The organism is Curtobacterium sp. PhB190 (assembly GCF_004365385.1).
GTDB lineage: Bacteria > Actinomycetota > Actinomycetes > Actinomycetales > Microbacteriaceae > Curtobacterium.
This window is the reverse complement of sequence record NZ_SODN01000004.1, coordinates 196,438-220,663: the sequence shown is the minus strand read 5'-3', so window position 1 is coordinate 220,663 and position 24,226 is coordinate 196,438. Positions and strand designations below refer to the sequence as shown.

At 71.6% G+C, this 24,226-nt stretch carries 18 protein-coding genes and 1 riboswitch; of the genes, 6 read left to right on the top strand and 12 right to left on the bottom strand.

All coding sequences use genetic code 11. From position 1 onward, the window contains the following. The first annotated feature begins 72 nt into the window (after window positions 1-72). Complete coding sequence (locus tag EDF47_RS08355) at window positions 73-1,440, top strand: MFS transporter (RefSeq protein WP_133936827.1); 1,368 nt, start codon at window positions 73-75, stop codon at window positions 1,438-1,440. A gap of 84 nt (window positions 1,441-1,524) precedes the next feature. On the opposite strand, the gene EDF47_RS08350 is transcribed toward EDF47_RS08355, so the two are convergent. The 4 genes from EDF47_RS08350 to EDF47_RS08335 all read right to left on the bottom strand — a co-directional run bounded on the left by EDF47_RS08350 (window position 1,525) and on the right by EDF47_RS08335 (window position 5,861). Beyond that, window positions 1,525-2,121, bottom strand: a complete 597-nt coding sequence (locus EDF47_RS08350) for an ATP-binding protein (RefSeq protein ID WP_133936829.1) — start codon at window positions 2,119-2,121, stop codon at window positions 1,525-1,527. Then, window positions 2,114-4,693: an ATP-binding cassette domain-containing protein gene (locus EDF47_RS08345; RefSeq protein WP_208320940.1), complete on the bottom strand. Its 2,580-nt coding sequence runs from the start codon at window positions 4,691-4,693 to the stop codon at window positions 2,114-2,116. Before EDF47_RS08345 ends, EDF47_RS08350 begins: the two co-directional genes overlap by 8 nt. A gap of 2 nt (window positions 4,694-4,695) precedes the next feature. Then, window positions 4,696-5,334 carry an ECF transporter S component gene (locus tag EDF47_RS08340; protein WP_123294023.1) on the bottom strand — a complete coding sequence of 213 codons (639 nt, stop codon included), beginning with the start codon at window positions 5,332-5,334 and terminating at the stop codon, window positions 4,696-4,698. Beyond that, window positions 5,330-5,441: riboswitch (TPP riboswitch) on the bottom strand. Its footprint overlaps the gene before it by 5 nt. 99 nt (window positions 5,442-5,540) lie before the next feature. Then, a complete protein-coding gene (locus tag EDF47_RS08335) occupies window positions 5,541-5,861 on the bottom strand; it encodes a hypothetical protein (protein ID WP_111086838.1) in 321 nt (106 codons plus the stop codon). A gap of 129 nt (window positions 5,862-5,990) precedes the next feature. Here EDF47_RS08335 and glgX point away from each other — a divergent pair, with 129 nt between their 5' ends. The 3 genes from glgX to treZ are packed head-to-tail and all read left to right on the top strand — an operon-like array spanning window position 5,991 to window position 12,474. Further along, on the top strand, window positions 5,991-8,225 hold the full coding sequence (glgX, locus tag EDF47_RS08330; protein ID WP_123294024.1) for a glycogen debranching protein GlgX: 2,235 nt from the start codon (window positions 5,991-5,993) through the stop codon (window positions 8,223-8,225). Next, window positions 8,222-10,723, top strand: coding sequence for a malto-oligosyltrehalose synthase (gene treY, locus EDF47_RS08325; protein WP_133936832.1), 2,502 nt, complete (start codon window positions 8,222-8,224; stop codon window positions 10,721-10,723). The genes glgX and treY overlap by 4 nt, the downstream gene beginning before the upstream one ends. Beyond that, window positions 10,720-12,474, top strand: a complete 1,755-nt coding sequence (gene treZ, locus EDF47_RS08320) for a malto-oligosyltrehalose trehalohydrolase (protein WP_133936834.1) — start codon at window positions 10,720-10,722, stop codon at window positions 12,472-12,474. The genes treY and treZ overlap by 4 nt, the downstream gene beginning before the upstream one ends. Window positions 12,475-12,660: 186 nt before the next feature. On the opposite strand, the gene EDF47_RS08315 is transcribed toward treZ, so the two are convergent. From EDF47_RS08315 to EDF47_RS08280, 8 genes are all read right to left on the bottom strand, one after another. After that, the gene (locus EDF47_RS08315; RefSeq protein WP_133936836.1) at window positions 12,661-13,455 is read right to left on the bottom strand and encodes a polyprenol monophosphomannose synthase; all 795 of its coding nucleotides are present in this window, start codon (window positions 13,453-13,455) and stop codon (window positions 12,661-12,663) included. Window positions 13,456-13,500: 45 nt separating this feature from the next. Then, entirely contained in the window at window positions 13,501-14,217 is a 717-nt protein-coding gene (locus EDF47_RS08310; RefSeq protein WP_166673204.1) for a class F sortase, read from the bottom strand. Further along, a complete protein-coding gene (locus EDF47_RS08305) occupies window positions 14,214-15,368 on the bottom strand; it encodes a glycosyl hydrolase family 8 (protein ID WP_133936840.1) in 1,155 nt (384 codons plus the stop codon). The genes EDF47_RS08310 and EDF47_RS08305 overlap by 4 nt, the downstream gene beginning before the upstream one ends. Window positions 15,369-15,469: 101 nt before the next feature. Next, window positions 15,470-16,291, bottom strand: a complete 822-nt coding sequence (locus EDF47_RS08300) for a DUF4397 domain-containing protein (protein ID WP_123294030.1) — start codon at window positions 16,289-16,291, stop codon at window positions 15,470-15,472. 182 nt (window positions 16,292-16,473) lie between these two features. Next, window positions 16,474-18,462, bottom strand: coding sequence for a glycosyltransferase family 39 protein (locus tag EDF47_RS08295; RefSeq protein ID WP_131878439.1), 1,989 nt, complete (start codon window positions 18,460-18,462; stop codon window positions 16,474-16,476). Beyond that, window positions 18,459-19,997 (bottom strand): glycosyltransferase family 2 protein, encoded by a 1,539-nt coding sequence (locus EDF47_RS08290; RefSeq protein ID WP_207913219.1) that lies wholly within the window; start codon window positions 19,995-19,997, stop codon window positions 18,459-18,461. Before EDF47_RS08290 ends, EDF47_RS08295 begins: the two co-directional genes overlap by 4 nt. Continuing rightward, the gene (locus EDF47_RS08285; RefSeq protein ID WP_235036072.1) at window positions 19,994-20,464 is read right to left on the bottom strand and encodes a GtrA family protein; all 471 of its coding nucleotides are present in this window, start codon (window positions 20,462-20,464) and stop codon (window positions 19,994-19,996) included. The genes EDF47_RS08290 and EDF47_RS08285 overlap by 4 nt, the downstream gene beginning before the upstream one ends. Before the next feature lie 282 nt (window positions 20,465-20,746). Further along, the gene (locus EDF47_RS08280; RefSeq protein ID WP_133936842.1) at window positions 20,747-21,751 is read right to left on the bottom strand and encodes an aldo/keto reductase family protein; all 1,005 of its coding nucleotides are present in this window, start codon (window positions 21,749-21,751) and stop codon (window positions 20,747-20,749) included. A 495-nt stretch (window positions 21,752-22,246) separates the two neighbouring features. Between EDF47_RS08280 and EDF47_RS08275 the strand changes: the two genes are divergently transcribed. Continuing rightward, window positions 22,247-23,179, top strand: coding sequence for a hypothetical protein (locus EDF47_RS08275; protein WP_131878437.1), 933 nt, complete (start codon window positions 22,247-22,249; stop codon window positions 23,177-23,179). Between the two features lie 109 nt (window positions 23,180-23,288). Further along, complete coding sequence (locus tag EDF47_RS08270) at window positions 23,289-23,849, top strand: YceI family protein (protein ID WP_111086826.1); 561 nt, start codon at window positions 23,289-23,291, stop codon at window positions 23,847-23,849. Window positions 23,850-24,226 lie beyond the last annotated feature (377 nt).

Sequence of the window (24,226 nt, the reverse complement as noted above, 5' to 3'; positions counted from 1 at the left end):
GACGACAGCGACGTGACCTTCCGTTACGCGCGGTGTTCCCCCCGGCCCTGGAGGCGACCATGCTCCTGAGGCATGCCGACCCCGAGCACCGTCACCGCGCCTCCCGGCCGTCCCGCCGCACCGTCGACCACCGCGACCCGTCGTCGGGTCGCCCTCGCCTCGTTCGTCGGCACGACGGTCGAGTACTACGACTTCTACCTGTACGCGACGGCGTCCGCCCTGGTGTTCGCGCCCACGTTCTTCCCGTCGGTGACGCCGGCGGTCGGCGTGATCGCGTCGTTCGCGACCTACGGGGTCGGCTTCGTCGCGCGGCCGCTCGGCGGGGTGATCGCCGGGCACCTGGGTGACCGCATCGGACGGAAGAAGCTGCTCGTCGCGTCCCTGGTGCTGATGGGCATCGCGTCGACCCTGATCGGGGTCGTGCCGTCGGCGGCGACCATCGGCGTCGGTGCCGTCGTTGCGCTGGTGTTCCTGCGGCTGCTGCAGGGCGTCGCCGCCGGCGCCGAGTGGGGCGGGTCCGCGCTGCTGTCCGTCGAGCACGCACCCGAACGGCACCGCGGGCTGTTCGGGGCGTTCACGCAGATGGGGTCGGCGGGCGGGATGCTGCTCGCGACCGGCGTGTTCACCCTGGTGCGGTCCCTGCTCGGCAACGAGGTGTTCCTGGCCTGGGGCTGGCGGCTGCCGTTCCTGTTCTCCGCGGTGATCGTGGCCGTCGGCCTGGTGATCCGGCTCGGTGTGCAGGACGCTCCGGTGTTCCAGGAGCTGCGGGCCTCAGGCGGGGTCGAGCGGTTCCCGGTCTGGCAGGCGATCCGACACCACCCGCGCGCGATCCTGGTGACCGCAGGGCTGCGGCTGGTGCAGCCCGCGCTGTACTCGATCCTGACGACGTACTCGCTGACCTACCTCGCAGCCGCACGGGGGCCGGCGGGCTCGGACGCCGGGCTGCAGGCGGTGCTCGTCATCTCGGCGGTGTCGCTCGTGTCGACGCCGTTCTGGGGGTGGCTGTCCGACCGGGTGGGACGCCGCGTGCTCACGATCTGGTCGGCCGTCGGCGTCGCCGTGCTCATCTGGCCGTTCTTCGCGTTCCTCGACGCCGGGCCGCTCGTGCTGCTGCCGCTCGTGGCGCTGATCGGGATGTGCGTCTTCCACGACAGCATCTACGGGCCGCAGGCAGCCTGGTTCGCGGAGCAGTTCCCGACCGGTCGGCGGTACTCGGGGATGTCGCTCGGGTACCAGATCGGGTCGATCTTCTCCGTCGGGCTGACGCCGCTGCTCGCCGCGGTGTTCGTGGAGCTCGGTGGGGGCTCGCCGTGGATCCTGTGCGGGTACCTCGGGGTGTACGCGGTGCTGACCATCGTGGCGGCGGTGTTCGCGGTGGATCCGGTCGCGCGGGCGCGGGGCGCGGGGCGGGGCGGTGCGCGGGGCCGAGTCTCGCGGTGAGCGACAGTTCTCGCGCTCGGGCGTCCGTGAACTGTCGCTCAGCCCGAGACTCGGCGCGGCCAGCTGGTCGCGCCGGCCGATCCGCTACGTCCGCAGCACCACGTCGGCCAGGGACGCCGGGTCCTCGGAGGCGATGAAGTCCTGCTCCTGCGCCGCCCACCGGTCCCACTCGCGCGCGAAGGTGTCGCCGTCGCGGCCGATCGCCCGGTCCCAGCGGACTGCGTCGTCGGCCTCGAGCCACACCGCCAACGAAGCCAGCGGCGCCGACGCCCGGGACACCGCCCCGCAGCCCTCGATCACGATCGGCAGGTCGGGGTCGACCGCGGTCCACTCCGCCGGGCCGTCGGCCACCCAGTCCCACCGGCGGTACCCGCTGGGAGGCCCGAGCACGTCGCGGACCACGGCGTCGGCCGCCGCGCGGAGTCCGTCCCACCCCGGGTAGACGTCGTCGAGGTGCACGACCTGCGCCCCCAGCGCCTGCGCGAGCTGGTTGCCGAGGGTCGTCTTGCCGGTGCCGGAGCGGCCGTCGACGAGGACCACGAGGCGCCCGCCCGATGCCGCAGCAACACCGGCCGCGGCTGCGGCGACACCCGCGGCGAGACCGTCGCCGCCCGCCCGGTCCGCCGGGTCCGCCGGGTCCGCCGGGTCCGCCGGGTCCGCCGGGTCCGCCGACTCACGCACGCCAGGTCCCCGCTGCCACGGCGACCGCGATCGACGCGACACCGATCCCGACGAGCACCGCGACCATCGCCCACTCCGGCCACGCGAACCGGGCGACCCGGGCCCACGTGCGTCGCCCGGGAGCCCCGAACCCGCGCGACTCCATCGCCACCGCCAACGTCGTCGCCCGTCGCAGCGCCAGGACCAGCAGCGCGAACGCCATCGACGCCCCGCGCCGCAGCCGTCCGGTGTCGGCAAGACCCCGCGCACGCCGCGCCATCGCGAGCTGCCGCCAGTCGTCCACCAGCAGCGTCATCATCCGGATGGCCGCGAGGGCCCCGAGCACGAACCGCGCCGGTAACCGCAGCACCTGCGCGAGCCCGTCGGCCAGGTCGGTGGGGTCGACGCGGATGAACAACGCGACCGCGGGCAGCCCCACCGCGAGCACGCGGAGCGCCGTCGCCAGGGCGAGCGTCAGCGACCCGTCGGTGACGTGGGCGAAGCCGAAGTCGAACCACTCCCGTCCGGAGGGTCGCCCGTACAGCGCGATGCTCACCGCCGTGAGCGGCACGGCCACCAGGACCGGTGACACCCGCAGCAGCAGGGTCCGCACCGGCAGCCGCAGGAGGGGCAGCAGCGCGAGCTCGACCGCGAGGGCGACGGCTGCGGACATGACGTCCAGGCTCAGCACGAGGCACACGCCGAGCGCGAGGACGCCGACGAGCGAGGCCACCGGTTGGACGGCGGCTCGGTCGGTTCGGCCTGGAGGCGCGGCTCGGCCCGCCGTCGTCGGCACCGTCTCCGGGGTGGTCGCCGTCGCACCCCCCTGGTCGCGTTCCACGCGCCCTTGGTCGCGGTCCACGCGCCGGGCGCCGTCCGCCGCGAGCACGACCTCGTCGGCGTCGAGCGCCCGGATCAGGTCGCGGTCGTGCGTGACGGCGACGACGGTGGTGCCGTCGTCGGCGAGTGCTCCGAGGTGCCGGACGACGGCGTCCCACGTGGACCGGTCCTGCCCGGAGGTCGGTTCGTCGAGCACGACGACCGGCGGCCGCGCGGCGACGACCGCGGCGATGGCGAGCCGTCGCTGCTCGCCGCCGGACAGCGTGAACGGGTTGGCTTCGGCGAGGTGGGCGAGGCCGAACTCGCCGAGGAGCACGTCCGCCCGACCCGCGGCGTCCGGAGCACCGATCGCGCGTGGGCCCGCCTCGACCTCCTCGCGGACGGAGCCGGCGACGAACTGGTGCTCGGGGTCCTGGAAGACGGTGCCGATGCGGGCGGCGAGTCCGCGGCTCGACCACGTGTGCGGCGCCGGCGGGAGGCCAGCGGCGAGGTCCGTCGTGGCCGCGAGCTCCCCCGCGACCGGAGGCAGGAGCCCCGCGAGCGTGAGGCCGAGCGTCGACTTGCCGATCCCGTTCGGCCCCGTGATCGCCAGGACCTGTCCGGCTCGGAGTTCGAGGTCGATCCCGCTGCCCACCCGCTGTCGCTTGCCCCGGGCGGTCCCGAGGTCCCGCGCTTCGAGCAGCGCGCCCGCTCCCGCCCCCGCCCCCTCGCCGCCGCCCGAGCCCGCCCCCGCGCCGAGCGGGCGAAATGCCGCGGTCCCCTCGGCAGCCGACCCGGGTATTTCGCCCGTTCGCGCAGCCGCACGGAACTCGTCGCCCGCCACCTCTCCGGCCGTTTCGCCGAGCGGGCGAAATGCCGCGGTCCCCTCGGCGGCCGACCCGGGCATTTCGCCCGTTCGCGCAGCCGCAGCCGCAGCCACAGCAGGCCGCCCGCGGGCCGCGCCACGCTCCGGCTCGGCGCCGGGCACCCACACCCCGGCCGCGGTGAGCGCGGCGCCGTGGCGGGCGAGCACCTCGGCAGGCGCGCCGTCCGCGACGACCCCGCCGCCGGGCTCGAGCAGCACGAGGCGGTCGACCAGGTCGAGCCAGGTGCCGATCCGGTGCTCCACCACGAGCAGGGTCGCCCCCGTCTCGTCGAGCAGTGCGCGGACGGCGTCGTGCACCTGGGCCACGCCGGCCGGGTCGAGGTTCGCGCAGGGTTCGTCGAGCACGAGGGCTCCCGGACGCATCGCGAGCACCCCGGCGAGCGCCAGTCGTTGCCGCTGGCCGCCGGAGAGCATCGCGGTCGAACGGTCGAGGGGCAGGTCGAGCCCGACGACCGCGAGCGCCGACCGCACCCGTGTCCAGGTCTCGGCGCGCGGGACGCCGAGGTTCTCGCACCCGAAGGCCACGTCGTCGCCGATCCGCGACATCACGGTGTGCGCCTCGGGGTCCTGCATGACGAGGCCGACACGCCCGCGGACCGCGCGGGGGTCGGCGCCGTCGACCAGGACCGAGCCCTGCACGGAAGCAGCGGTGTCGTCGGTGGGGTCGGGCTCGTCGGGCAGCACGGCGGCCACTGCCCGGAGCAGCGTCGACTTGCCGGAGCCGGACGGCCCGACGACCGCGACCCGCTCCCCCGGCTCGACGGTCAGGTCGACGCCACGGACGGCCCACTCGGCACGCTCGGGGTAGCGCCACCCCCAGTCACGGAACGCGATGCGCGCGGCGCGCACGCCGACGACGTCCGGGGACGTCGACGACGGAGCGGACACCGTCACACCAGTTCGCGCGGACGACGCCGGCTGTGCTCCCGGCCGGCCGCGAACGAGGACAGCACGCCGGTGCGTGCGAGCGCGCGGACGACCAGCCACGAGCCGGCGCCCGCGATGACGGCACCGGACACGATCGCGCACACGACGTAGACGACCTTGAACGCGGCGTCGAGACCCGGGTACCACAGCACGGTGTCGTTGATGCCGAGCGCGAGACCGGCTGCGGCGCCCGCCAGGACGACGACCGGCAGCCGGTACACGCGGTACAGGAACAGAGCGAGGACGATCTCGGCGCCGAGACCCTGGACGAGTCCGGCCTCGAGCGTCAGCCACCCCCACTGCGTGCCGAACAGTGCCTCGACGGACGCGGCGACCATCTCGCCGTAGAGCGCGGCGCCGGGCTTGCGGACGACGATCGCGACGAGCGGGCCGGCGAGCAACCAGACTCCGCCGAACAGGGCCTTCGTGCCCGGGAGGACGAGGTCCATGACGGCGCTGATGGGTTCGTAGCCGAACTCCCACAGCCGGAAGACGACGCCGAGCGCCACCGCGAGCACGCTCGCGACGACGATGTCGACGACCCGCCAGCGCAGCGACCGCCGCGGGGCGGTGTGGACGGTTGATGACGTGCCAGAAGACATGGTGCTGGACTCCTCCCTGCGCCGGCATGATCCGGATCAGGTTCGACGGTCGGAGCGCCACTCGCTCCCTCTCAGCCCGGCGGTCCCGGACTCCCGTGTGTGTCCCAGCAGTCTAGACGTGGTCGCGACCACAAGACGGGTCGCGACCACACACCGGACGGGAGGCCCGTGGCGGGTCCGCCACGGGCCTCCCGTCCGGTGTGTCGCTACTTCTTCAGGACGCGCACCAGTTTGCGGAGCACGGTGCCGGTCACCCAGACGAGCGGGATGCTCACCGCGACGAGCGAGATGAGGTTCGGCTCGAACTCGAGGTCCTTGCCGGGGCGACGGATGTACGCGCCGACCGGGATCGACGCGCCGCCGCCACCGCCGCCGCCGTTCTCGTCGTCCCCGCCGCCCCCGAAGCCGAACCAGCCGAGGGACACCGGGATGAGGGTCTGGTCGCCGACCTCGACGGGGTCTCCGTAGTTCGTGGAGACGCCGATCGGGCGTACCTTGTCTGCGATCTGCGTGACGATGTTGGCCATGCGCGCGACGCTACTCGTCCGTTCCTCCACAGGGCGGGCCACGCGCGCACGGGTACACAGCTGGTGCTTGTCTGCGGACGCGGACGGGTGTCACCGATATGTTGGCGCGACCATCACCTGGAGGACCGTTTGCACACCTGGCCCGGCAACCCGTACCCGCTCGGGGCGACCTACGACGGAAGCGGCACGAACTTCGCGCTCTTCAGTGAGGTCGCCGAGCGCGTCGAACTCTGTCTGTTCGACACCGACGGCAACGAAGAGTGCATCCCCCTCGTCGAGGTCGACGCCTACGTCTGGCACGCGTACCTGCCGAACGTCGGCCCCGGCCAGGAGTACGGCTTCCGTGTCCACGGCCCGTACGACCCCGACAACGGTGCACGCTGCAACCCGTCGAAGCTCCTGCTCGACCCCTACGCCAAGGCGACGAGCGGCGAGATCGACTGGGACCAGTCGCTCTTCGCCTACACGTTCGGCGACCCGGACTCGACGAACGACGACGACTCCGCGGCGCACATGATGAAGGGCGTCGTGATCAACCCGTTCTTCGACTGGCAGGGCGACCGCGCACCGCGCACGCCCTACGGCGAGACGGTCATCTACGAAGCGCACGTCAAGGGCCTCACCGAGACCCACCCCGACGTGCCCGAGGAGCAGCGCGGCACCTACGCCGGCGTCTCGCACCCCGCGGTCATCGAGCACCTGAAGCGACTCGGCATCACGACGCTCGAGCTCATGCCGGTGCACCAGTTCGTGAACGACTCGACCCTGCAGGACAAGGGGCTGTCGAACTACTGGGGCTACAACACCATCGGCTTCTTCGCGCCGCACTCCTCGTACTCGTCCTCGGGCGACCAGGGGCAGCAGGTGCAGGAGTTCAAGACGATGGTGCGGGAGCTCCACCGCGCCGGCATCGAGGTCGTGCTCGACGTCGTCTACAACCACACCGCCGAGGGCAACCACCTCGGGCCGACGCTGTCGTTCCGCGGCATCGACAACGCGGCGTACTACCGCCTGGTCGATGACGACAAGAAGTTCTACATGGACTACACGGGCACCGGGAACTCGCTCAACGTCGGGCACCCGCACTCGCTGCAGCTCATCCTCGACTCGCTGCGCTACTGGGTGACCGAGATGCACGTCGACGGCTTCCGGTTCGACCTCGCCTCCGCGCTCGCCCGCGAGTTCTACGAGGTGGACCGGCTGTCCGCGTTCTTCGAGCTCGTGCAGCAGGACCCGATCGTGTCGCAGGTCAAGCTCATCGCCGAGCCGTGGGACGTCGGCCCCGGCGGCTACCAGGTCGGCAACTTCCCGCCCCAGTGGTCCGAGTGGAACGGCAAGTACCGCGACACCGTGCGCGACTTCTGGCGCGGCGAGTCGTCGACCCTCGGTGAGTTCGCGTCGCGCATCTCCGGCTCGGCCGACCTGTACGAGCACGACGGCCGGACGCCCAAGGCGAGCATCAACTTCATCACCGCGCACGACGGCTTCACGCTGTACGACCTCGTCGCCTACAACGAGAAGCACAACGACGCCAACGGCGAGGACAACAACGACGGCGAGAGCCACAACCGGTCCTGGAACTCCGGCGCCGAGGGTCCGACGGACGACGAGTCCGTGAACGCCCTGCGGCTCCAGCGCCGCCGGAACTTCCTGGCGACCCTGCTCCTCAGCCAGGGCGTGCCGATGATCGCCCACGGTGACGAGCTCGGCCGTTCGCAGTCCGGCAACAACAACGTCTACGCACAGGACTCCGAGCTCAGCTGGATCGACTGGGACACCGCGGACGACGACCTCGTCCAGTTCACGGCCGACGTGGTCAAGCTGCGCCACGACCACCCGACGTTCCGTCGCACCCGGTACTTCAACGGGCGCCCGGTGCGCCGTGGTCAGGACGAGCCGCTGCCCGACGTCGTCTGGCTCACGCCCGAGGGCGACGCGATGTCGCCGGAGGACTGGGACTCCGGTTTCGGCAAGAGCGTCGGCATGTACCTGAACGGCGACGGCATCCGCGGGCGCGACTCCCGCGGCGAGCGCGTCACCGACGTGGCGTTCATCACGTACTTCAACGCCCACGACGACGTCGTGACGTTCACGCTGCCGCCCGAGGAGTACGCACCCGGCTGGACGGTCCGCATCGACACCGCCGAGCCCGGTGCCCGCGACGAGATCGTCGAGGCGGGCACCCCGCTCGACGTGCCCGCCCGGTCGATGATCGTCCTGCGTGCCGAGCCGAACCACGAGGTCTCGGTCACCCCGGTCGAGGTCCAGCACCACGACGGCGCCCCCGAGCCCCGGTCCCCGCAGGACGCCGTCACCCCGGCCAACCCGGCCGGTTCCACCGCACCGAGCGGCACCGCGCGATGACGAACGGCACGGCGGGGGCCGGGCGTCGCATGCCCGTCTCGACGTACCGGCTGCAGGTGTCGGCGGACTTCGACCTGGCCGCCGCACGCGATCTCGTCGACTACGTGCACGACCTCGGGGCCGACTGGCTGTACCTGTCGCCGGTCCTGCAGTCGGAGCCGGGCTCGAACCACGGCTACGACGTTGTCGACCACACGCACGTCGACACCGACCGCGGCGGCGACGAGGCCCTCCGGGTCCTCGCCGAGGCCGCGCACGCGGTCGGGCTCGGCGTGCTGGCCGACGTCGTCCCGAACCACGTCGGGGTCGCCACCCCGGCGGTCAACCCGTGGTGGTGGTCCCTGCTCGAACTCGGCCAGGGCTCCCCCGTCGCCTGGGCGTTCGACGTCGACTGGGACGCCGGCGACGGCAAGGTCCGGGTGCCGGTCCTCGACGACCGGCTGCTCGACGCGGTCACGCTCGACACGTCCGACGCCGAGCACCCGGTGCTCCGGGTCGGCGACACCGCGTACCCGACCGCGCCGGGCACCGCTCACCGGGGCGACTCGGTCGAGGCCGTGCACGCGTTGCAGCACTACGCGTTCGTGCACTGGAAGCGTGCGGACCACGAGCTGAACTACCGCCGGTTCTTCGCGGTGAACACGCTCGCGGCCATCCGGGTCGAGGAACCCGAGGTGTTCGCGGCGTCGCACGGCGTCATCGGCGGCTGGTTCCGCGACGGCCTCGTCGACGGCCTGCGCATCGACCATCCGGACGGACTGTACGACCCCGCCGGCTACCTGCAGGACCTCGCCGAGCTGACCGGCGGCGCGTACACCCTCGTCGAGAAGATCCTCGAACCCGGCGAGGAACTCCCGAGCTCCTGGCCGGTCGACGGCACGACCGGGTACGACGCCCTCGGTGTCCTGGACCGCGTTCTCGTCGACCCCGCGGGCGAACCCTCGCTGACCGCGGCATCGGGCGCGGAGCCCGCCGACTGGCAGCAGCTCACGCACGACACCCGCCGCGGCATCGCCGACGGGATCCTCGGCAGCGAGGTCGAGCGACTCGCCCGACTGCTCGCGCCGGTCACCGCCGGAGCGGACGCGATCACGCACGAACGGCTCGTCGACGCCCTCGCCGAGGTCGTGGCGTCGTTCGACGTGTACCGCACCTACCTGCCCGAGGGCGCGCACCACCTCATCGCGGCGCTCGAACGCGCGGCAGAGGCCCGTCCCGACCTCGACGACGTCATCGACCGGGTCGCCCCGGCGCTCGTCGACCCGGACAACGCCGCCGCGATCCGCCTGCAGCAGACGAGCGGCATGGTGATGGCCAAGGGCGTCGAGGACACGGCGTTCTACCGCACGTCCCGCTTGACGTCCCTGAGCGAGGTCGGTGGTGACCCGAGCGTGTTCGCGGTGTCCGTGGCCGACTTCCACCAGGCGCAGCGCGACCGGCTCGGCAGCTGGCCGCACACCATGACGACGCTCACCACCCACGACACGAAGCGCAGCGAGGACACCCGCGCACGCATCGCGGTCCTGGCCGAGCTCGCCAGCGAGTGGGCCGACACGCTCGACCGGTTGCAGTCCCTCGTCCCGCTCGAGGACCGCGTGTTCGCCGACCTGCTGTGGCAGGCGATCGTCGGCGCCCGACCCGCGAGTCGTGAGCGGCTGCACGCCTACGCCGAGAAGGCATCACGCGAAGCCGGCGACAGCACCACCTGGACCGAGCCGGACACGGCGTTCGAGGAGCGCATGCACGCCCTCGTCGACGCGGCGTTCGACGAGCCCGCCGTGGTGGCCGTGCTCGATGCCCTCGACGAACGGATCGACGCGGCTGGGTGGTCGAACGGGCTCGCGCAGAAGCTCGTGCAGCTCACGGCTCCCGGTGTCCCCGACGTCTACCAGGGCACCGAGTTCTGGGACCGTTCCCTCGTCGACCCCGACAACCGCCGAGCCGTGGACTACGCCGAGCGGCGCCACGTCCTCGCCGAGATCGACGGCCCGGACGACGACGGCCCCGAGCACCTCCCGGCGATCGGGATCGACGGCGCCGCGAAGCTCCTCGTGACCGCCCGTGCACTCCGTCTCCGGCGCGACCACCCGGAGCTCTTCACGCGGTACCTCGCGCTCGAGGCGACGGGCAGCGCGGCGGACCACGTCGTCGCGTTCGACCGCGGCGGTGCCGTGACGATCGCCACGCGGCTGCCGATCGGCCTCGAACGGGTCGGTGGCTGGGGAGACACCCTCGTGCACGCCGTCCCTGTCGACCGGGTCGACCTGCTCACCGGCAGGTCCTTCCCGGCCAGCCGGGGCATCGCCCTCGCGGACCTGCTCACCACCTACCCGGTCGCGCTGCTCGTGCCGGCCGCCACGGTCGGGGAACCCGGCCACGCCGACACGGTGACCGACGCGTCCGACGCGGAACGGGCCTCCCGGTCGACCGCCCGGACCACCTCGGCGACCGAGTCCGACGCGCAAGCGGAGATCGACATCCTGGAGGGTCACGCATGACCGCACCCGACCGTTACGCCGTCTGGGCGCCCGAGCCGGACCGTGTCCGGCTGGTCGTCGACGACGTCGAGTACCCGCTGACCCGGGGCGACAACGACTGGTGGTCGACCGACGCGATCATGCCGGTCGTCGGTGCCCGCTACGGGTTCCGCCTCGGCGACGACGACACGGTGCGCCCCGACCCCCGCAGTCGCTTCCAGCCGGACGGGGTGCACGGCACGTCCGCCGTCGCCGACCCCGCGCGCTTCGCGTGGACCGACGAGTCGTGGACCGGGCGTCCAGCCCGCGGCGCCGTGATCTACGAGATGCACGTCGGCACGTACACGCCGGAGGGCACCCTCGACGCGGCGGCGCAGAAGCTCGACCACCTGGTCGAGCTCGGCGTCGAGTTCGTCGAACTGCTGCCCGTGAACGGTGTGAACGGCGAGTGGAACTGGGGCTACGACGGGGTCGCCTGGTACGCGGTGCACGCCCCGTACGGCGGTCCCGACGCCTACGACCGCTTCGTCGACACGGCGCACTCACTCGGCCTGGGCGTCATCCAGGACGTCGTCTACAACCACCTCGGGCCGAGCGGCAACTACCTGCCGCTGTTCGGGCCGTACCTGGTGCAGGGGCTCGCGAACACGTGGGGCGACTCGGTGAACGTCGAGCACCCCGAGGTCCGTCGGTACGTCCTCGACAACGTGCGCATGTGGTTCCGCGACCACCACGTCGACGGGCTCCGGCTCGACGCCGTGCACGCGATCCGCGACACCACGCGGCCGCACGTCCTGGCCGAGATGGCCGACGAGACGGACGCCTACGGTTCCTTCGTCGGTCGTCCGCTGTCCCTGATCGCCGAGTCGGACCTCAACGACCCGGTGATGTTCCGCCCGCGGGAAGCCGCCGGGTACGGGCTCGCCGGACAGTGGTCCGACGACTTCCACCACGCCGTGCACGTGGCGCTGACGGGCGAGACGAACGGCTACTACGCCGACTTCGCACCGCTGTCGGCGCTCGCGAAGGTGCTCGACCACGGGTTCTTCCACGACGGCACGTGGTCGTCGTTCCGTGGCCGGCGCCACGGGCAACCGATCGACCGCGGGACTTCCCCGGCGACTGCCCTGGTCGTCACGAACCAGAACCACGACCAGATCGGCAACCGCGCGGCGGGCGACCGTCTGGCGGCGACGCTCGACGACGAAGGCCTCGTCATCGCTGCGGCGCTGACGCTGCTCGGTCCGTTCACACCCATGCTGTTCATGGGCGAGGAGTTCGCCGCGACGACACCGTGGCAGTTCTTCACGTCGCACCCGGAGCCCGAGCTCGGCAAGGCGACGGCCGAGGGCCGCATCCGCGAGTTCGCGGAGCACGGCTGGGACGAGTCGGCCGTGCCGGACCCGCAGGACCCGACGACGTTCACGAACTCGAAGCTCGACTGGGCCGACGTCAGTTCCGAGCGGGGTGCGGCGATCCTGCGTGCCTACCGGGTGCTCGTCGCCCTGCGCCGGACCGACCAGGCCTTCGTCGACCACCGGTACGAGGCGAACGCCGTGCGGTTCAGCGAGGACCGCCGGTGGCTGGTGCTCACGCGTGGGCTGCTCGGACCGGACGCGGCACCCGTGCACGTCGTGGTGAACTTCCTCGACGACGCAGCCGAGGTGCCGGTCCCTGGTGCCACCGGCGAAGAGCTCTACCGGTTCGGAGCGGCCGAGGTCGCGACGGACTGCGTGCGGTTCCGCGGGCGGGGCGTGGTGGTGCTGCGCTAGTCGCTGCGCTGCCGTCCGGGCGGGCCGGGCTTGCCCACGGGCGGGCCCGGGCTTGCCCACGGGCGGCCGATCCCCGAAAGCGACAGTGTCCCGCGAACAGTTCGCGGGACACTGTCGCTTTCGCGGTACCGACGCCGCGGGCCGACCGCCGACCCCGAGCGCCGACCCCGACCCCGACCCAGCGGGTCAGGCCGCGTGGTCGGCCACCGCGTGCGCGTTGGTGCGAACGGACGGCAGCTTCCGGTGGTCCTTGACCAGGGAACGGGTCTCGCGGATGCGGCGGTCGATGCCCCACTTCGTCACGAGGGCCAGGCTCTCGCGCACGATGTTGCCGCTCATCTTCGAGACGCCGAACTCCCGCTCGGTGAACGTGATCGGGGTCTCGACGACGCGCAGCCCGGCCTCGAGGGCACGCCAGCACAGGTCGACCTGGAAGCAGTAGCCCTTCGACGCGACGCCGGCCAGGTCGATCCGCTCGAACGCCCGCGAGGTGAAGACCCGGAACCCGCCGGTGGCGTCGCGGACGGCGATGCCGAGGGCCAGGCGCGTGTAGAGGTTGCCGCCACGGGAGAGCAGCTCGCGGTACCAGGGCCAGTTCTCGACCTTGCCGCCCTTGATCCAGCGGGACCCGAGGACGAGGTCGTTCGTGTCCGCGAGCTCGAGCATCCACGGCAGGTACTCGGGGTGGTGCGAGCCGTCGGCGTCCATCTCGACGAGCTTGGCGTAGCCGTGCTCGAGGCCCCAGGCGAACCCGGACAGGTACGCGCCGCCGAGACCGTCCTTCACCGTGCGGTGCATGACGTGCACGCGGTCGGTCTCACGGGCGATGGCGTCGGCGATGTCACCGGTGCCGTCCGGCGAGTTGTCGTCGACGACCAGCACGTGGACGTTGTCGTCGGTGGCGGCGAGCGTGCGCTCGACGATGGGACGGACGTTCTCCGCCTCGTCGTAGGTCGGGATGATGACCAGGGTCTCGCTCATGGTGCTCCTCGTGCTCCACATCGAATGTATCGGTCGGTGTTTGGGTCAGTCCGACGAGAGGTCTGCGAACACGATCAGATTGTCCGTGTAGTGCCCGGTGGCGGTGTCGAACACGCCGTCGCAGGTGATCAGTCGGAGCTGGGGGGTCGGGGTGGTGCCGTAGACGTCGCTCGTCGGGAACGCCGACTTGGCTGCGCGTTCCGAGCGGTCGACGGTGAAGGTGCGGGTGCTGCCGTCGGACATCGCGACGTGGATCTCGTCGCCGGCGACCAGTTCGTCGAGCCGGAAGAACACGGCGGCGCTCGTCGGGCTGTCGACGTGGCCGGCGATGACTGCCGGGCCGACCTCACCGGGGACGATGCCGTCGCTGAACCACCCGGCGCTGTCCCAGTCGACGGGCGGGTCGAGTTCGCCGGCCGTGCCGCGGTGCAGGTCCTCGAGGTTCGACTGCACGCCGATCGCGGGGATCGAGACGCTGACGGGGGTCGCCGCGGATCGGGCAGCGGGTGCCGCCGGGTCCTGGAACCCCTCGATGCCCGACCCTGCAGAAGCAGAAGCAGAAGCAGAAGCAGAAGCAGAAGCCGAAGCCGAACTCGACCGCGCCGAACCGGCCCGACCGTCCGCCCCGTCACTGCCGACGGTCGACGCGAGCGCCACACCGGTGACGCCGCCGCCCACGACGACCGCGGCGAGCACGGCCCCGATCACCACGCCACGGCGTCCGAACACCGAACCACGCCCGGCGGACCGTCGGCCGGTCACGATGCCCCTCCGGCCGTCGTCGCGCAGCCGCCGAGCACGTCCGAGGTGAGCATGGTCGAACCGAGTGCGGCCCAGGCGTCCCCGTAGTAGGTCGGCGTGGTGGCAGCCGTCCGGTCGGCCCGCTCGAGGTCGTCGGCGGCCGCACCGGAGGAACCGGCCGCGTACTCGGCGGCGGCCCGGGCGGTGTACGCCAAGGCGTTCGTGTCCCCGGTCACGGCGGTGCCGCCCAGGTCGAGCTGCGCCGCGAGCTGCGTCGTCCGACGCAGGGTCGGGGCGAGCGACCCGGCCAGGGCGCGGTCGTCGGCGGAGCAGGCCTCGGCGTAGCGGACGGGCGTCCGCATCGCGTCGTAGCCGTACAGCACGCGCTGGTCCCCACCGGTGGCGGGCATCGGGTCGACGGTGCCGTCGGCGTGCACCTGCGACCAGTCGCTCGGCAGCTGCGACTCGTCGAGCACTGCCGCGGTCGCCGCGCGGGACCCACGGTTCAGCGCGGTCCAGCGGTCGTCGCCCGTGGCCTTCGCCAGCACCGCGAAGGCGGCCGGCGACGCGTACGAGGCGTTGTACCGGTACGGCTCGGAGTCCGCCCACGGCCCGGGCAGCAGGATCGTGCCGAGTTCCGTGGTCGCGGTCTCGTGTTCCAGGATCGCCGAGGCGATGCGCTTGCCGGCTGCCGTGTAGCGGTCCTCGTTCCACGCGTCGCCGGCGAGCACCAGGGCCCGCGCGGCGTCGAGGTCGGCGTCGCTCGCCGGCTGCTCGTCGGCGACACCGTCGTCGGGCGTCCAACGCCAGGCGAGCAGGTCGTCGTCGGTCAGCATGTGCGTCTTCGTCCACGTCCAGATGTCGTCGAACCGGTCGCGGTCACCGTTCGCGAAGGCGATGAGCAGCCCGTAGGCCTGTCCCTCGCTGACGGTGTCGTCGCCCTGGTCGGTGCGGACGACGCGGCCGTCCTGCACGTACCGGTCGAGGAACTCCGTGCGGAGCTCCTTCGGGGAGCGTGCCGCGTCGGGCGCGCTGGTCGAGCTCGGGGTGGCGGCCGAGCCGCTCGAGGCCTCGGTGTCCTGCCCCCACGGGCGAACCGCGATGAGCGCGACGCCGACGGCGACGACCACCGCCGCTGCGGCGGTGACGGGTATCCAGGTCCTGCGGGTCATGCTGGCCTGCCTTTCCGTGGATGGTGACGATGGATCTGGACGGGAGGGGCGGATCACGTGAGCGTGTCGGCGCACGTGATCCGTGCCTCCCGGCCAGGGCGTCAGCGGTACAGCGAGCGGAGCGCTGCGATGGCCGTGTGGACGGCCTCCGTCATCGGGCGGTCGGCGGCTGCGCCGCCGCCACCCGTCTGCACGCCGCCGGTCGGCGTCGCGGCGGTGGCTGCGGCGTCCGTGACCGGCACGACCGTCAGGTCGCCCTTGCTGTCGTCGAGGACGAACAGGGTGGAGACCGTGTTGCCCGCGAGGTCGACGCTGGCGGTGCCCTGCTGGCCGCTGCCGGAGACGTCGAGCGTCCACTTGCCGGAGTCGACGGTGGCGTACTTGGTTGCGGTGCCGAACTTCGCGCCCTCGGCGATGGCGGTGCCCTCGGAGGTGCTCACGTCGACCTGCTTCGCCGTGGTGGCGGCCTGGACGAGCCGGAGCTTCGCCTTGCCGTCACCGGGCTGCTGCAGGTCGTCGGTGAACGCCGTCGTCTTGAGGTCGGTGTTCTTGCCGTACGCGACGACCGTGCTCGCGTCGCCCTTGTCGACCTTGACGTCGGTGGAGATCACCGGCGTGGAGTCCGGCGCGTCCGAGGCCCGCATCGACAGCACGTAGGTGCCCACCGGGAGCTCCTGGTACTTGCTGACCTGGCCGTACGTGACGTCGTCGAGTTCGAAGATCGTCTTGCCGCCGGACAGGCTGGACAGTTCGACGTCGACGCCCTTGGTGTCGGGCGAGAGGTGGCCGACGCGGAGCCAGCCCTCGTCGGCGGTGGCGGCGGAGGCGGTCTGGGGTGCTGCGAGTCCGACGGTCGCGGCGACGAGGGTCGCTGCGAGTGCGCCGACGACGACGGTGCGGCGTCGCTGGGTGTGTGCGGTCATGGTCGTGCTCCTTCGGGTCGTGGTGCTGGTCGAGTTGTGTGCGGTGGTGCTGCGGGCCGTGCTGGGGCCGTGGATGCGAGCGCCCCCGCGAGCGGGCGAAATGCCGGGGTCGGCGCCCGGAGCACCCGGGTGTTTCGCCCGCTCGGCGATCCGGGCAGCGCTCTGCTCGGCGGGGCGGCGGGTCACGAGGCGCTCGTCGCGGTCGTGGTCGGGTCCGCCGGGGTGTACGTGACGGTGAGGCGTTCGCCCTCACGCTCGACCGACGCCGGCCGGAACGAATCGGGCATCGCCTCGAGGGTGGAGGCCACGCGCTCCGCCGAGGCAGCGTCGCTCGTGTGCAGGACGGCGGTGCGGAACGGCTGCCCGGTCTCGCCCGTGAGCGGGGTGAACCGGTCGACGCGGACGTCCTGGTCGGCGAGCACCTGGCCGAGCGCGATCATCGCTCGCGAGTCGACCTGACCCGCACGGAACTGGGACTTCGTGCCGTCATCGGCCCGGAGCGCCGGGTTCGACGCCAGCTCGGTGCCCATGGTCTTCCGCAGGTCGCTGGCCCGGGTGATCGCGGTCTGTGCGGCCGTCGATCCCTCGGCGTGGATGCGTCGGACCTCGACCTGCTGGTCACCGGACCCGAAGGTCGCGACGGCCGTCGAGTTCTCGATCGCCTGGCGGATGTCGGACGACGAGTTGCCGCCGGTCCGCATGGAGTCCGTCGTGATGACGTAGTCCGAGTCCTTCCACCCGTTGGGCGACTGCCGCTCCACGGCTCCGTCAGTGTCGAGCTTGTAGTACCAGACCACGTTGTTCCGGGCGAAGCCGTCCTCGACGAGGTCGACCCACATGGCGTCGTCCACCAGCAGTCGGGAGGACTTCGAGACGTTGTCCCCGACCCACTGCTCGGCCTGCTGCATCGGCAGGTCGAGGTTGCCCAGGACGAAGCCGCGCAGCTGTGTTCCCCAGAGCGGCACCGCCACGACGAGTGCGACAGCGGTCGTGACGGCCCAGGTGATGCCGAGACCACGACGGGTCCCGGCGCCGAGGCGGGTACGGGTGCGGACCCGACCGGCGATCGCCAGGACGGCACGCTCGGCCGTGTAGGCGACCAGCAGGGCGGCGAAGGGGATGAGCATGATGACGTACGGCACCGGCAGGTACCCGTTCGGGCGGAACATCATCGCGAGCAGGAAGACGAGCATCGCGGCGATCGGACGGACCCGTCGCATGAAGAGCCCGACGACCGCGGCGGCCGAGCCGAGCACGATGAACACCGGGTCGAGCGCCCACCACTGCGACGCGGCGGCGTTGGCCAGGCTGCCCGGGTCGAACAGCGAACCCGATGCCGAGCGCGAGCCGAGCTGGTAGGTGATGCCCTCGAACAGGCTGACCCGACCGCTGCTCGGCAACAGCTCGCCCTTGACCGCGGCGAGCAGCAGGTACCCGCCGCCGATGATGACGAGGACGGCCCCGGCGACGCTCAGCGTGTACCGGCGGGTGCTCTTGTCGGCGCGACGGATCGCCATCCAGATGAGGAACGGCAGGGCGAGCAGGTACGTCTCCTTGGAGAGCACCGCGATGCCGAGGCACGCAGCGGCGCCGGCGAACCCGGCGAGTTGCTGGCGACGGCTCAGCACGAGGACGAACGCGGCGAGCAACCACGGCGTCGCGACGTTGTCGATGTAGACCGTGCGGTGGTACTGCAGGGCGAGCGGCGACAGCGCGAAGACGAGTCCGGCTGCGGCAGCGGCGATCCGGCTGGCACCGAGGCGGCGGGCCAGGACGAACAGCAGGATGCTCGAGACGGCGGAGAAGAAGACCATCGCCTCGCGGCCGGCCTCGACGGCGAACGGGTAGCGCGCGAACGCTCCGGTCAGACCGGTGTAGCCGGCGATCTGGATCCAGCCGAGTGGCGGGTGGTCGTACCAGTACGTGTAGTGCGTGATCTCGCCGAGGTGCATGATCGCCCAGGCCTGCGCCGTGTACGTGCCCTCATCATCGATCCGCTGCGGGGTGCCGGACATGTTCCACGCTTGCACGATGACGGTGACGGCGACGACGGGCAGCAGCCACGTCAGGCTCGCGGCGTGCCGGCGGAACCAGGCGCCGATGCCGGTGTGGTTCCCCGCGACGGCACCGCGGATCGGGATGCCGGTGGTGTTGGTGATGCTGGCGGTCATCGGGTCCCTCCTGTGGTCGTGCCGGCGAGCTCACGCTCGGAAGACGAAGACGAAGACGAAGACGAAGAAGACGAAGACGTCGCGCCCGCGGACCCGGACCCGGTCAACTCCGACGCGAAGCCGACGACCTCGGCGGGCTGCTCGGCGTTCCGGTGCTGGCCCGTGTGCTCCGTCTTCTCCCAGCCGTTCTGCCCCTTGGCGTGGCGGACGACGGCTCGGACGGCTGCTGCGGCGAGGAAGATCTGGTACGGCACGAGACCGAGCACGAGCTTCACGTAGTCGCGGAGCCGGACCTTCTCCTTGTAGATGCGACCGAACTCGTTGAGGCCGACGACCTCGACGGCCAGCAGCATGAGCGTCGGTGCCACCGGGATGAACGACACCAGGGCGATCGCCGTCGGCACCTTGACGAACAGGATCATCAGGACGCTGAGCGGGATGAGCAGACCGGTGGCCGCCTGGATGAACGGCATCGTCAGCATGTACCGGGCGAAGAAGCGCTGACGGAACGACGGCAGCTTCTTCCACTCCCCCTTGCCGAGCACCTGGAGGAAGCCCTGGTTCCAGCGCGTCCGCTGCTTGAGCAGCGAGGCGAAGGTCGGCGGGGTCTCCTCGCGGGTGACGGCCTCGGGGCTGTACGCGACGACGACCTTCGCGCCGTCGGCGGACAGCCGGACGCCGAGCTCGCAGTCCTCGGCGAGGCAGTGCGCGTCCCAGCCGTTCGACCAGTCGAGGCGCTCCTTCGTCACGAAGACGGTGTTGCCGCCGAGCGGGATGAACTTCGAGCCGGCGTGGAAGTGCAGGCGCGAGCGGAACCAGAAGTAGTACTCCAGGACGTTCCGGAGCGACCACCAGCTGGACTTGAAGTTCATCAGCTGCACGCCGCCCTGCACGACGTCGGCGCCGGTCTCCTGGAACCGCGAGTCCACCAGGGTGAGCAGGTGCGGGTAGACCTCGTCCTCGGCGTCGAACACGCCGACGACGTCACCGGTCGCGTACTGCAGCGCCAGGTTCATCGCCTTCGGCTTGTTCTTCGGCAGGGTGTCGTCGACGACCACCCGGATCAGCTCGGGGTGGCGGGCTGCGGCGGCGCGCACGACGGCATCCGTCTCCGGGTCGTCCTCACCGACGATCGCGATGATCTCGAAGTCGGGGTGGTCCTGCTTCGCGAGCATGTCGAGCGTCTGGCCCATGACCTCCTGCTCGTGCCGCCCGGGCACCAGCAGGGTGAAGCGGTGCGCGGCCGGGCGCGGGGTCTGGCTGAAGCTCGTCGACTTCAGCGCGTCCCGCGAGCGCCAGGCGTGCAGCATCCACCAGAGCGTCGTCAGCGCGACGATCGTGAGCAGCACGGAGATCGCGATGAGCGCGGAGTAGCCGATCCACTCACCCAGCGACCACGCGGCCTGCTGGACGGCACCGGAGCCTCCGGTCGGGACGTCGGTGGTCCCTCGGTTCGGGACGCTCGACGGAGCAGTCCCCTCGTTCGGCTGGAGCAGCGGCCCTGCGGCCGTCAGCAGCGTGGCGGAGATGGTCATGCGGCGAGCCCCTTCGTGCGACGAGCATCGGTGGAACGGAAGACGAGGGCCTTGTACGCGGCGAACCGGAAGGCGGTTCCGAGCACGAGGCCGACGCCGTTGCCGGCGACGTTGTCGGCGAGGGTCGAGGTGAACCCGAGGACGTAGTGCGAGACGAACAGGCAGGCCGCGGCGATGCCGAGCCCGATCAGGTTCGTGGCAGCGAAGAGCAGCCCCTCGCGCACAGTCTCGCGGCGGCCGGTCTGGCGCTCGGCGCGGAACGTGATGAAGCGGTTGCCGATCCACGCCACGGCGGTCGCCACGACGGCCGACACGATCTTCGCGGCGATGGGACCGTCGGGCATGACGGTGGCGCGCAGCAGGTTGTAGATGCCCAGGTCGATGACGAAGCAGACGGCACCGATCGTGCCGAACGACGCGAGTTGCCTCGCGGTGGCGAGCAGGCGCGAGACCGTGCCGGGTCGCACGGTCGGCACCGTACCGGTGTCGGGTGACACCAGAACGGGGGTATCAGTTCGGGTCATGCCCCCGATTCGGGGGTAACGCGACTGCGGTTTGGGTGGGGTACGGGCTTACCCAGGTGTCTGCCAGTTCCACGACACGTGCCGTTCATCCGGGGTACGGACGGCCGGTCTGTGCAGACCGGACCGGTCTGTGCAGGCCAACAGGGCTGTGCGGCCGACCGAAAAGCGGACGGGAGGCCCGTGGCGGCGTCGCCACGGGCCTCCCGTCCGATGGTGGGTCGCGTCTCAGGCGGGACGCTGCGCCGGGGACACGGTCTTGGCCGCGTCGCGCTCCGGGAGGTCACCCAGCGCCTCGTCGATGGCGGCGAGCGCGTCGGCATCGAGCGTGACGCCCGCGGCCTTGACGTTGTCGGTGACCTGCTCCGGACGCGACGCGCCGACGATGGCGCTGGCGACGTTGTCGTTCTGCAGCGTCCACGCGATCGCGAGCTGCGCGAGCGTGAGGCCGGCCTGGTCGGCGACGGGCTGCAGGCGCTGCACGGCCTCGAGGACCTCGTCGCGCATGAACCGCTTGATCATGTCGGCGCCGCCCTTCTCGTCCGTGGCCCGTGAGCCCTCGGGCAGCGGCTGACCCGGCTTGTACTTGCCGGTCAGCACGCCCTGCGCGATGGGCGACCAGACGATCTGCGACAGGCCGAGCTGCTTCGAGGCGGGGACGACCTCGCCCTCGATGACCCGCCACAGCATCGAGTACTGCGGCTGGTTCGAGATGAGCTGGAAGCCGAGCTCCTTCGCGAGCGCGGCGCCGGCGCGGATCTGCTCGGCGTTCCACTCGCTGACGCCGATGTAGAGCGCCTTGCCCTGGCGGACGACGTCCGCGAAGGCCTGCATGGTCTCTTCGAGGGGGGTCTCGTGGTCGTAGCGGTGCGCCTGGTAGAGGTCGACGTAGTCGGTCTGCAGTCGCGTCAGCGAGCCGTTGATCGACTCGAGGATGTGCTTGCGGGAGAGTCCGACGTCGTTGTGCTGCTTGGGGCCGGTGGGCCAGTAGACCTTCGTGAAGACCTCGAGCCCCGCACGCCGCTCGCCCTTGAGTGCTTCGCCGAGGACGGTCTCGGCGGCGGTGTTGGCGTACGTGTCCGCGGTGTCGAACGTGGTGATGCCGGCGTCGAGCGCTGCCCGCACGCACTGGGAGGCGACGTCGTTCTCGACCTGCGAGCCGTGCGTCAGCCAGTTGCCGTAGGTGATCTCGGAGATCTTGAGTCCGGAGTTGCCCAGGTACCTGAGTTCCATGGTCCCGACGCTACTGGAGCCCGCCGACACGTGAGGGGCCCCGCGAGTGCCTGCCGCCCGCCGCGGGGCGGGGCGGGGCGGGGGTGGGGGGGCGTGCGGTGCGGTCGGCCGCCGCGAGCGCGGATCTCGCGAGGGTGGATCCCGTCCCGCGAGCGGGCGAAATGCCGGCGTGCCCGACGGCGACACCCTGGCAATACGCCCGTTCGCGCCGTCGACGATGTCGCGACCGCGGCAACCTCCCCCCGACGGACGGGCTGACGCCGTCGCCGCGGTCCCGACCGCTGCGCGGACCAGCCGGGCGGGCAGCGCTGCGGTCCGCGCCGGCGGGCGCCCCCGCGAGCGGGCGAAATGCCGCGGTCGCCACGCAGCCGGACCCCGGTGTTTCGCCCGCTCGACCGCGGCGCGATTCCTCCACAGGGGCGCCAGGATCGCGGGCCGTCCACACTGGAGGCACGACTCGCCACCGTCGCGCCCGCTCGGCTCCACGATGTGGAGATGACCGCCAGACGCCGACTCCCGTTGGCGCTGCGGGACGCCTCGTTCCGCGTCCGTGACGCACTGCATCGAGGGGTGTCCCGCGGCCGCCTCGAGGCACGTGACCTCGTCCGCCCGTTCCACGGCACCCGATCCGCGGTTCCACCGCGAACCGTCGACGAACGCGCCCGCGCACTGGCTCCCCGGCTGCGCCCCGACCAGGTGTTCAGCCACGTCACGGCCGCCGCGATCCTCGGCATCCCGCTCCCCCGCCGGCTCGAGGGCTCGCCGCGGCTCCACGTCACGACGATCGGGGTCGATCAGGCGCTTCGCGTCCGCGGCGCCGTCGGACACCGCGCCCACCTCGGCAGGGTCCGTGCGACCACCTGCCGAGGTGTGCGTCTGACGACGCCAGCGGACACGTTCGTCGCGCTGAGCACGATGTTGACGCTCGACGAACTGATCATCGCGGGTGACGCCCTCGTCGGGTGGCTCGGATGGGCGACCCTCGACGAGCTGCTCCTGGCAGTCGGCCGGCGGCGCGGGCTCCGGGGCGTCGTGAAGCTGCGCCACGCTCTCGCCGAGATCAGGCCGGGTTCTCGTTCCCCGGGTGAGACCAGGGCACGGCTGACCCTCGTCCGCCAGGGACTCCCGGAACCCGCCCTGAACCACGACGTGATCGTGGACGGCAGGTGGATCGCGTGCGTGGACCTCGCCTACCCCGCAGCACGGGTGGCGATCGAGTACGAGAGCGATCTCCACCGCACCGACCCGGCCACCTTCCGGAAGGACCTCACCCGCGGTGAGCACTTGAAGGACGTGGACTGGTGGTTGGTCCGGGCCACGGCGGACGACGTCGGCCGAGGTGTCGATCGATTCGTACAGCGTGTGAGACGCCTCCTGCAGGCCGGGCTCAGCGCACCGCACGACCACCGCTTCGCGACGCTTCGGTGAACAATGGTTGACGCTTCAACCAAAAGGGTGCACACTGGCGTAGTATCAGGTTGATGCAGGCGCATGGATCGCGTCGCACCACAGACTCTCGTTCGGAAGAAGGACCACCATGACGCTCACCGCCACGACCATCCCCGGCTACCAGACCGGCACCTGGAAGATCGACCCCACCCACTCCGAGGTCACCTTCTCGGTCCGCCACCTCGCCATCAGCAAGGTCAAGGGCAAGTTCGAGACGTTCGACGCCACCGTCGTCACCGCCGAGAACCCCCTCGAGTCGACCGTCGAGGCGAACATCGACGTCGCGTCGATCAACACCGGCCAGGAGCAGCGCGACCAGCACCTGAAGACGAGCGACTTCTTCCTCACCGAGGAGCACCCGCAGCTCACCTTCCGCTCGACGAGCATCGAGGCCAAGGGCGACGACCTGCACATCGCTGGCGACCTGACCCTGCGCGGCGTCACCAAGCCCGTCGTCCTCAAGGCCGAGCTCGGTGGCTTCACGACCGACGGCTACGGCCAGGTCAAGTTCGGCGCCGAGGCGACCACGAAGATCGACCGCACCGAGTTCGGCGTGAACTGGAACGCAGCGCTCGAGGCCGGTGGCTTCACCCTCGGCAACGACGTGACGATCAACCTCGACGTCCAGTTCGTGCTCCAGGCGGCCTGAGTCCCTTCGGACTCGCTGCCTGACTGAGGGCACCGAACAGCACCACCCGAACCCGAGACACGCGCCCCGGCTCCCCACGGAGCCGGGGCGTTCGTCGTCCCCGCGGCGCTTCGGGGGTGCGTCCGTGCCCGCCGCCCGCCGCCCGCCGCTCGCCGCTCGCCGCCGCTCGCCGCTCGCGAGCGGGTGCTCCATGCGAGCGCAACCGGGCGAACGGGCGAAATGCCGGCCTCATCTCGAACTCGACCCCGGCATTCCGCCCGCTCGCTCAGGGACCACGCGCTGGCACGCCCCTCCGGTGTCAGCGGGTGCAGTGCGCACCGACCCCGCGCCGGCGTGAACGGGCGGAAACGTCCGGTGGGTACGCGCACGACCGCGGC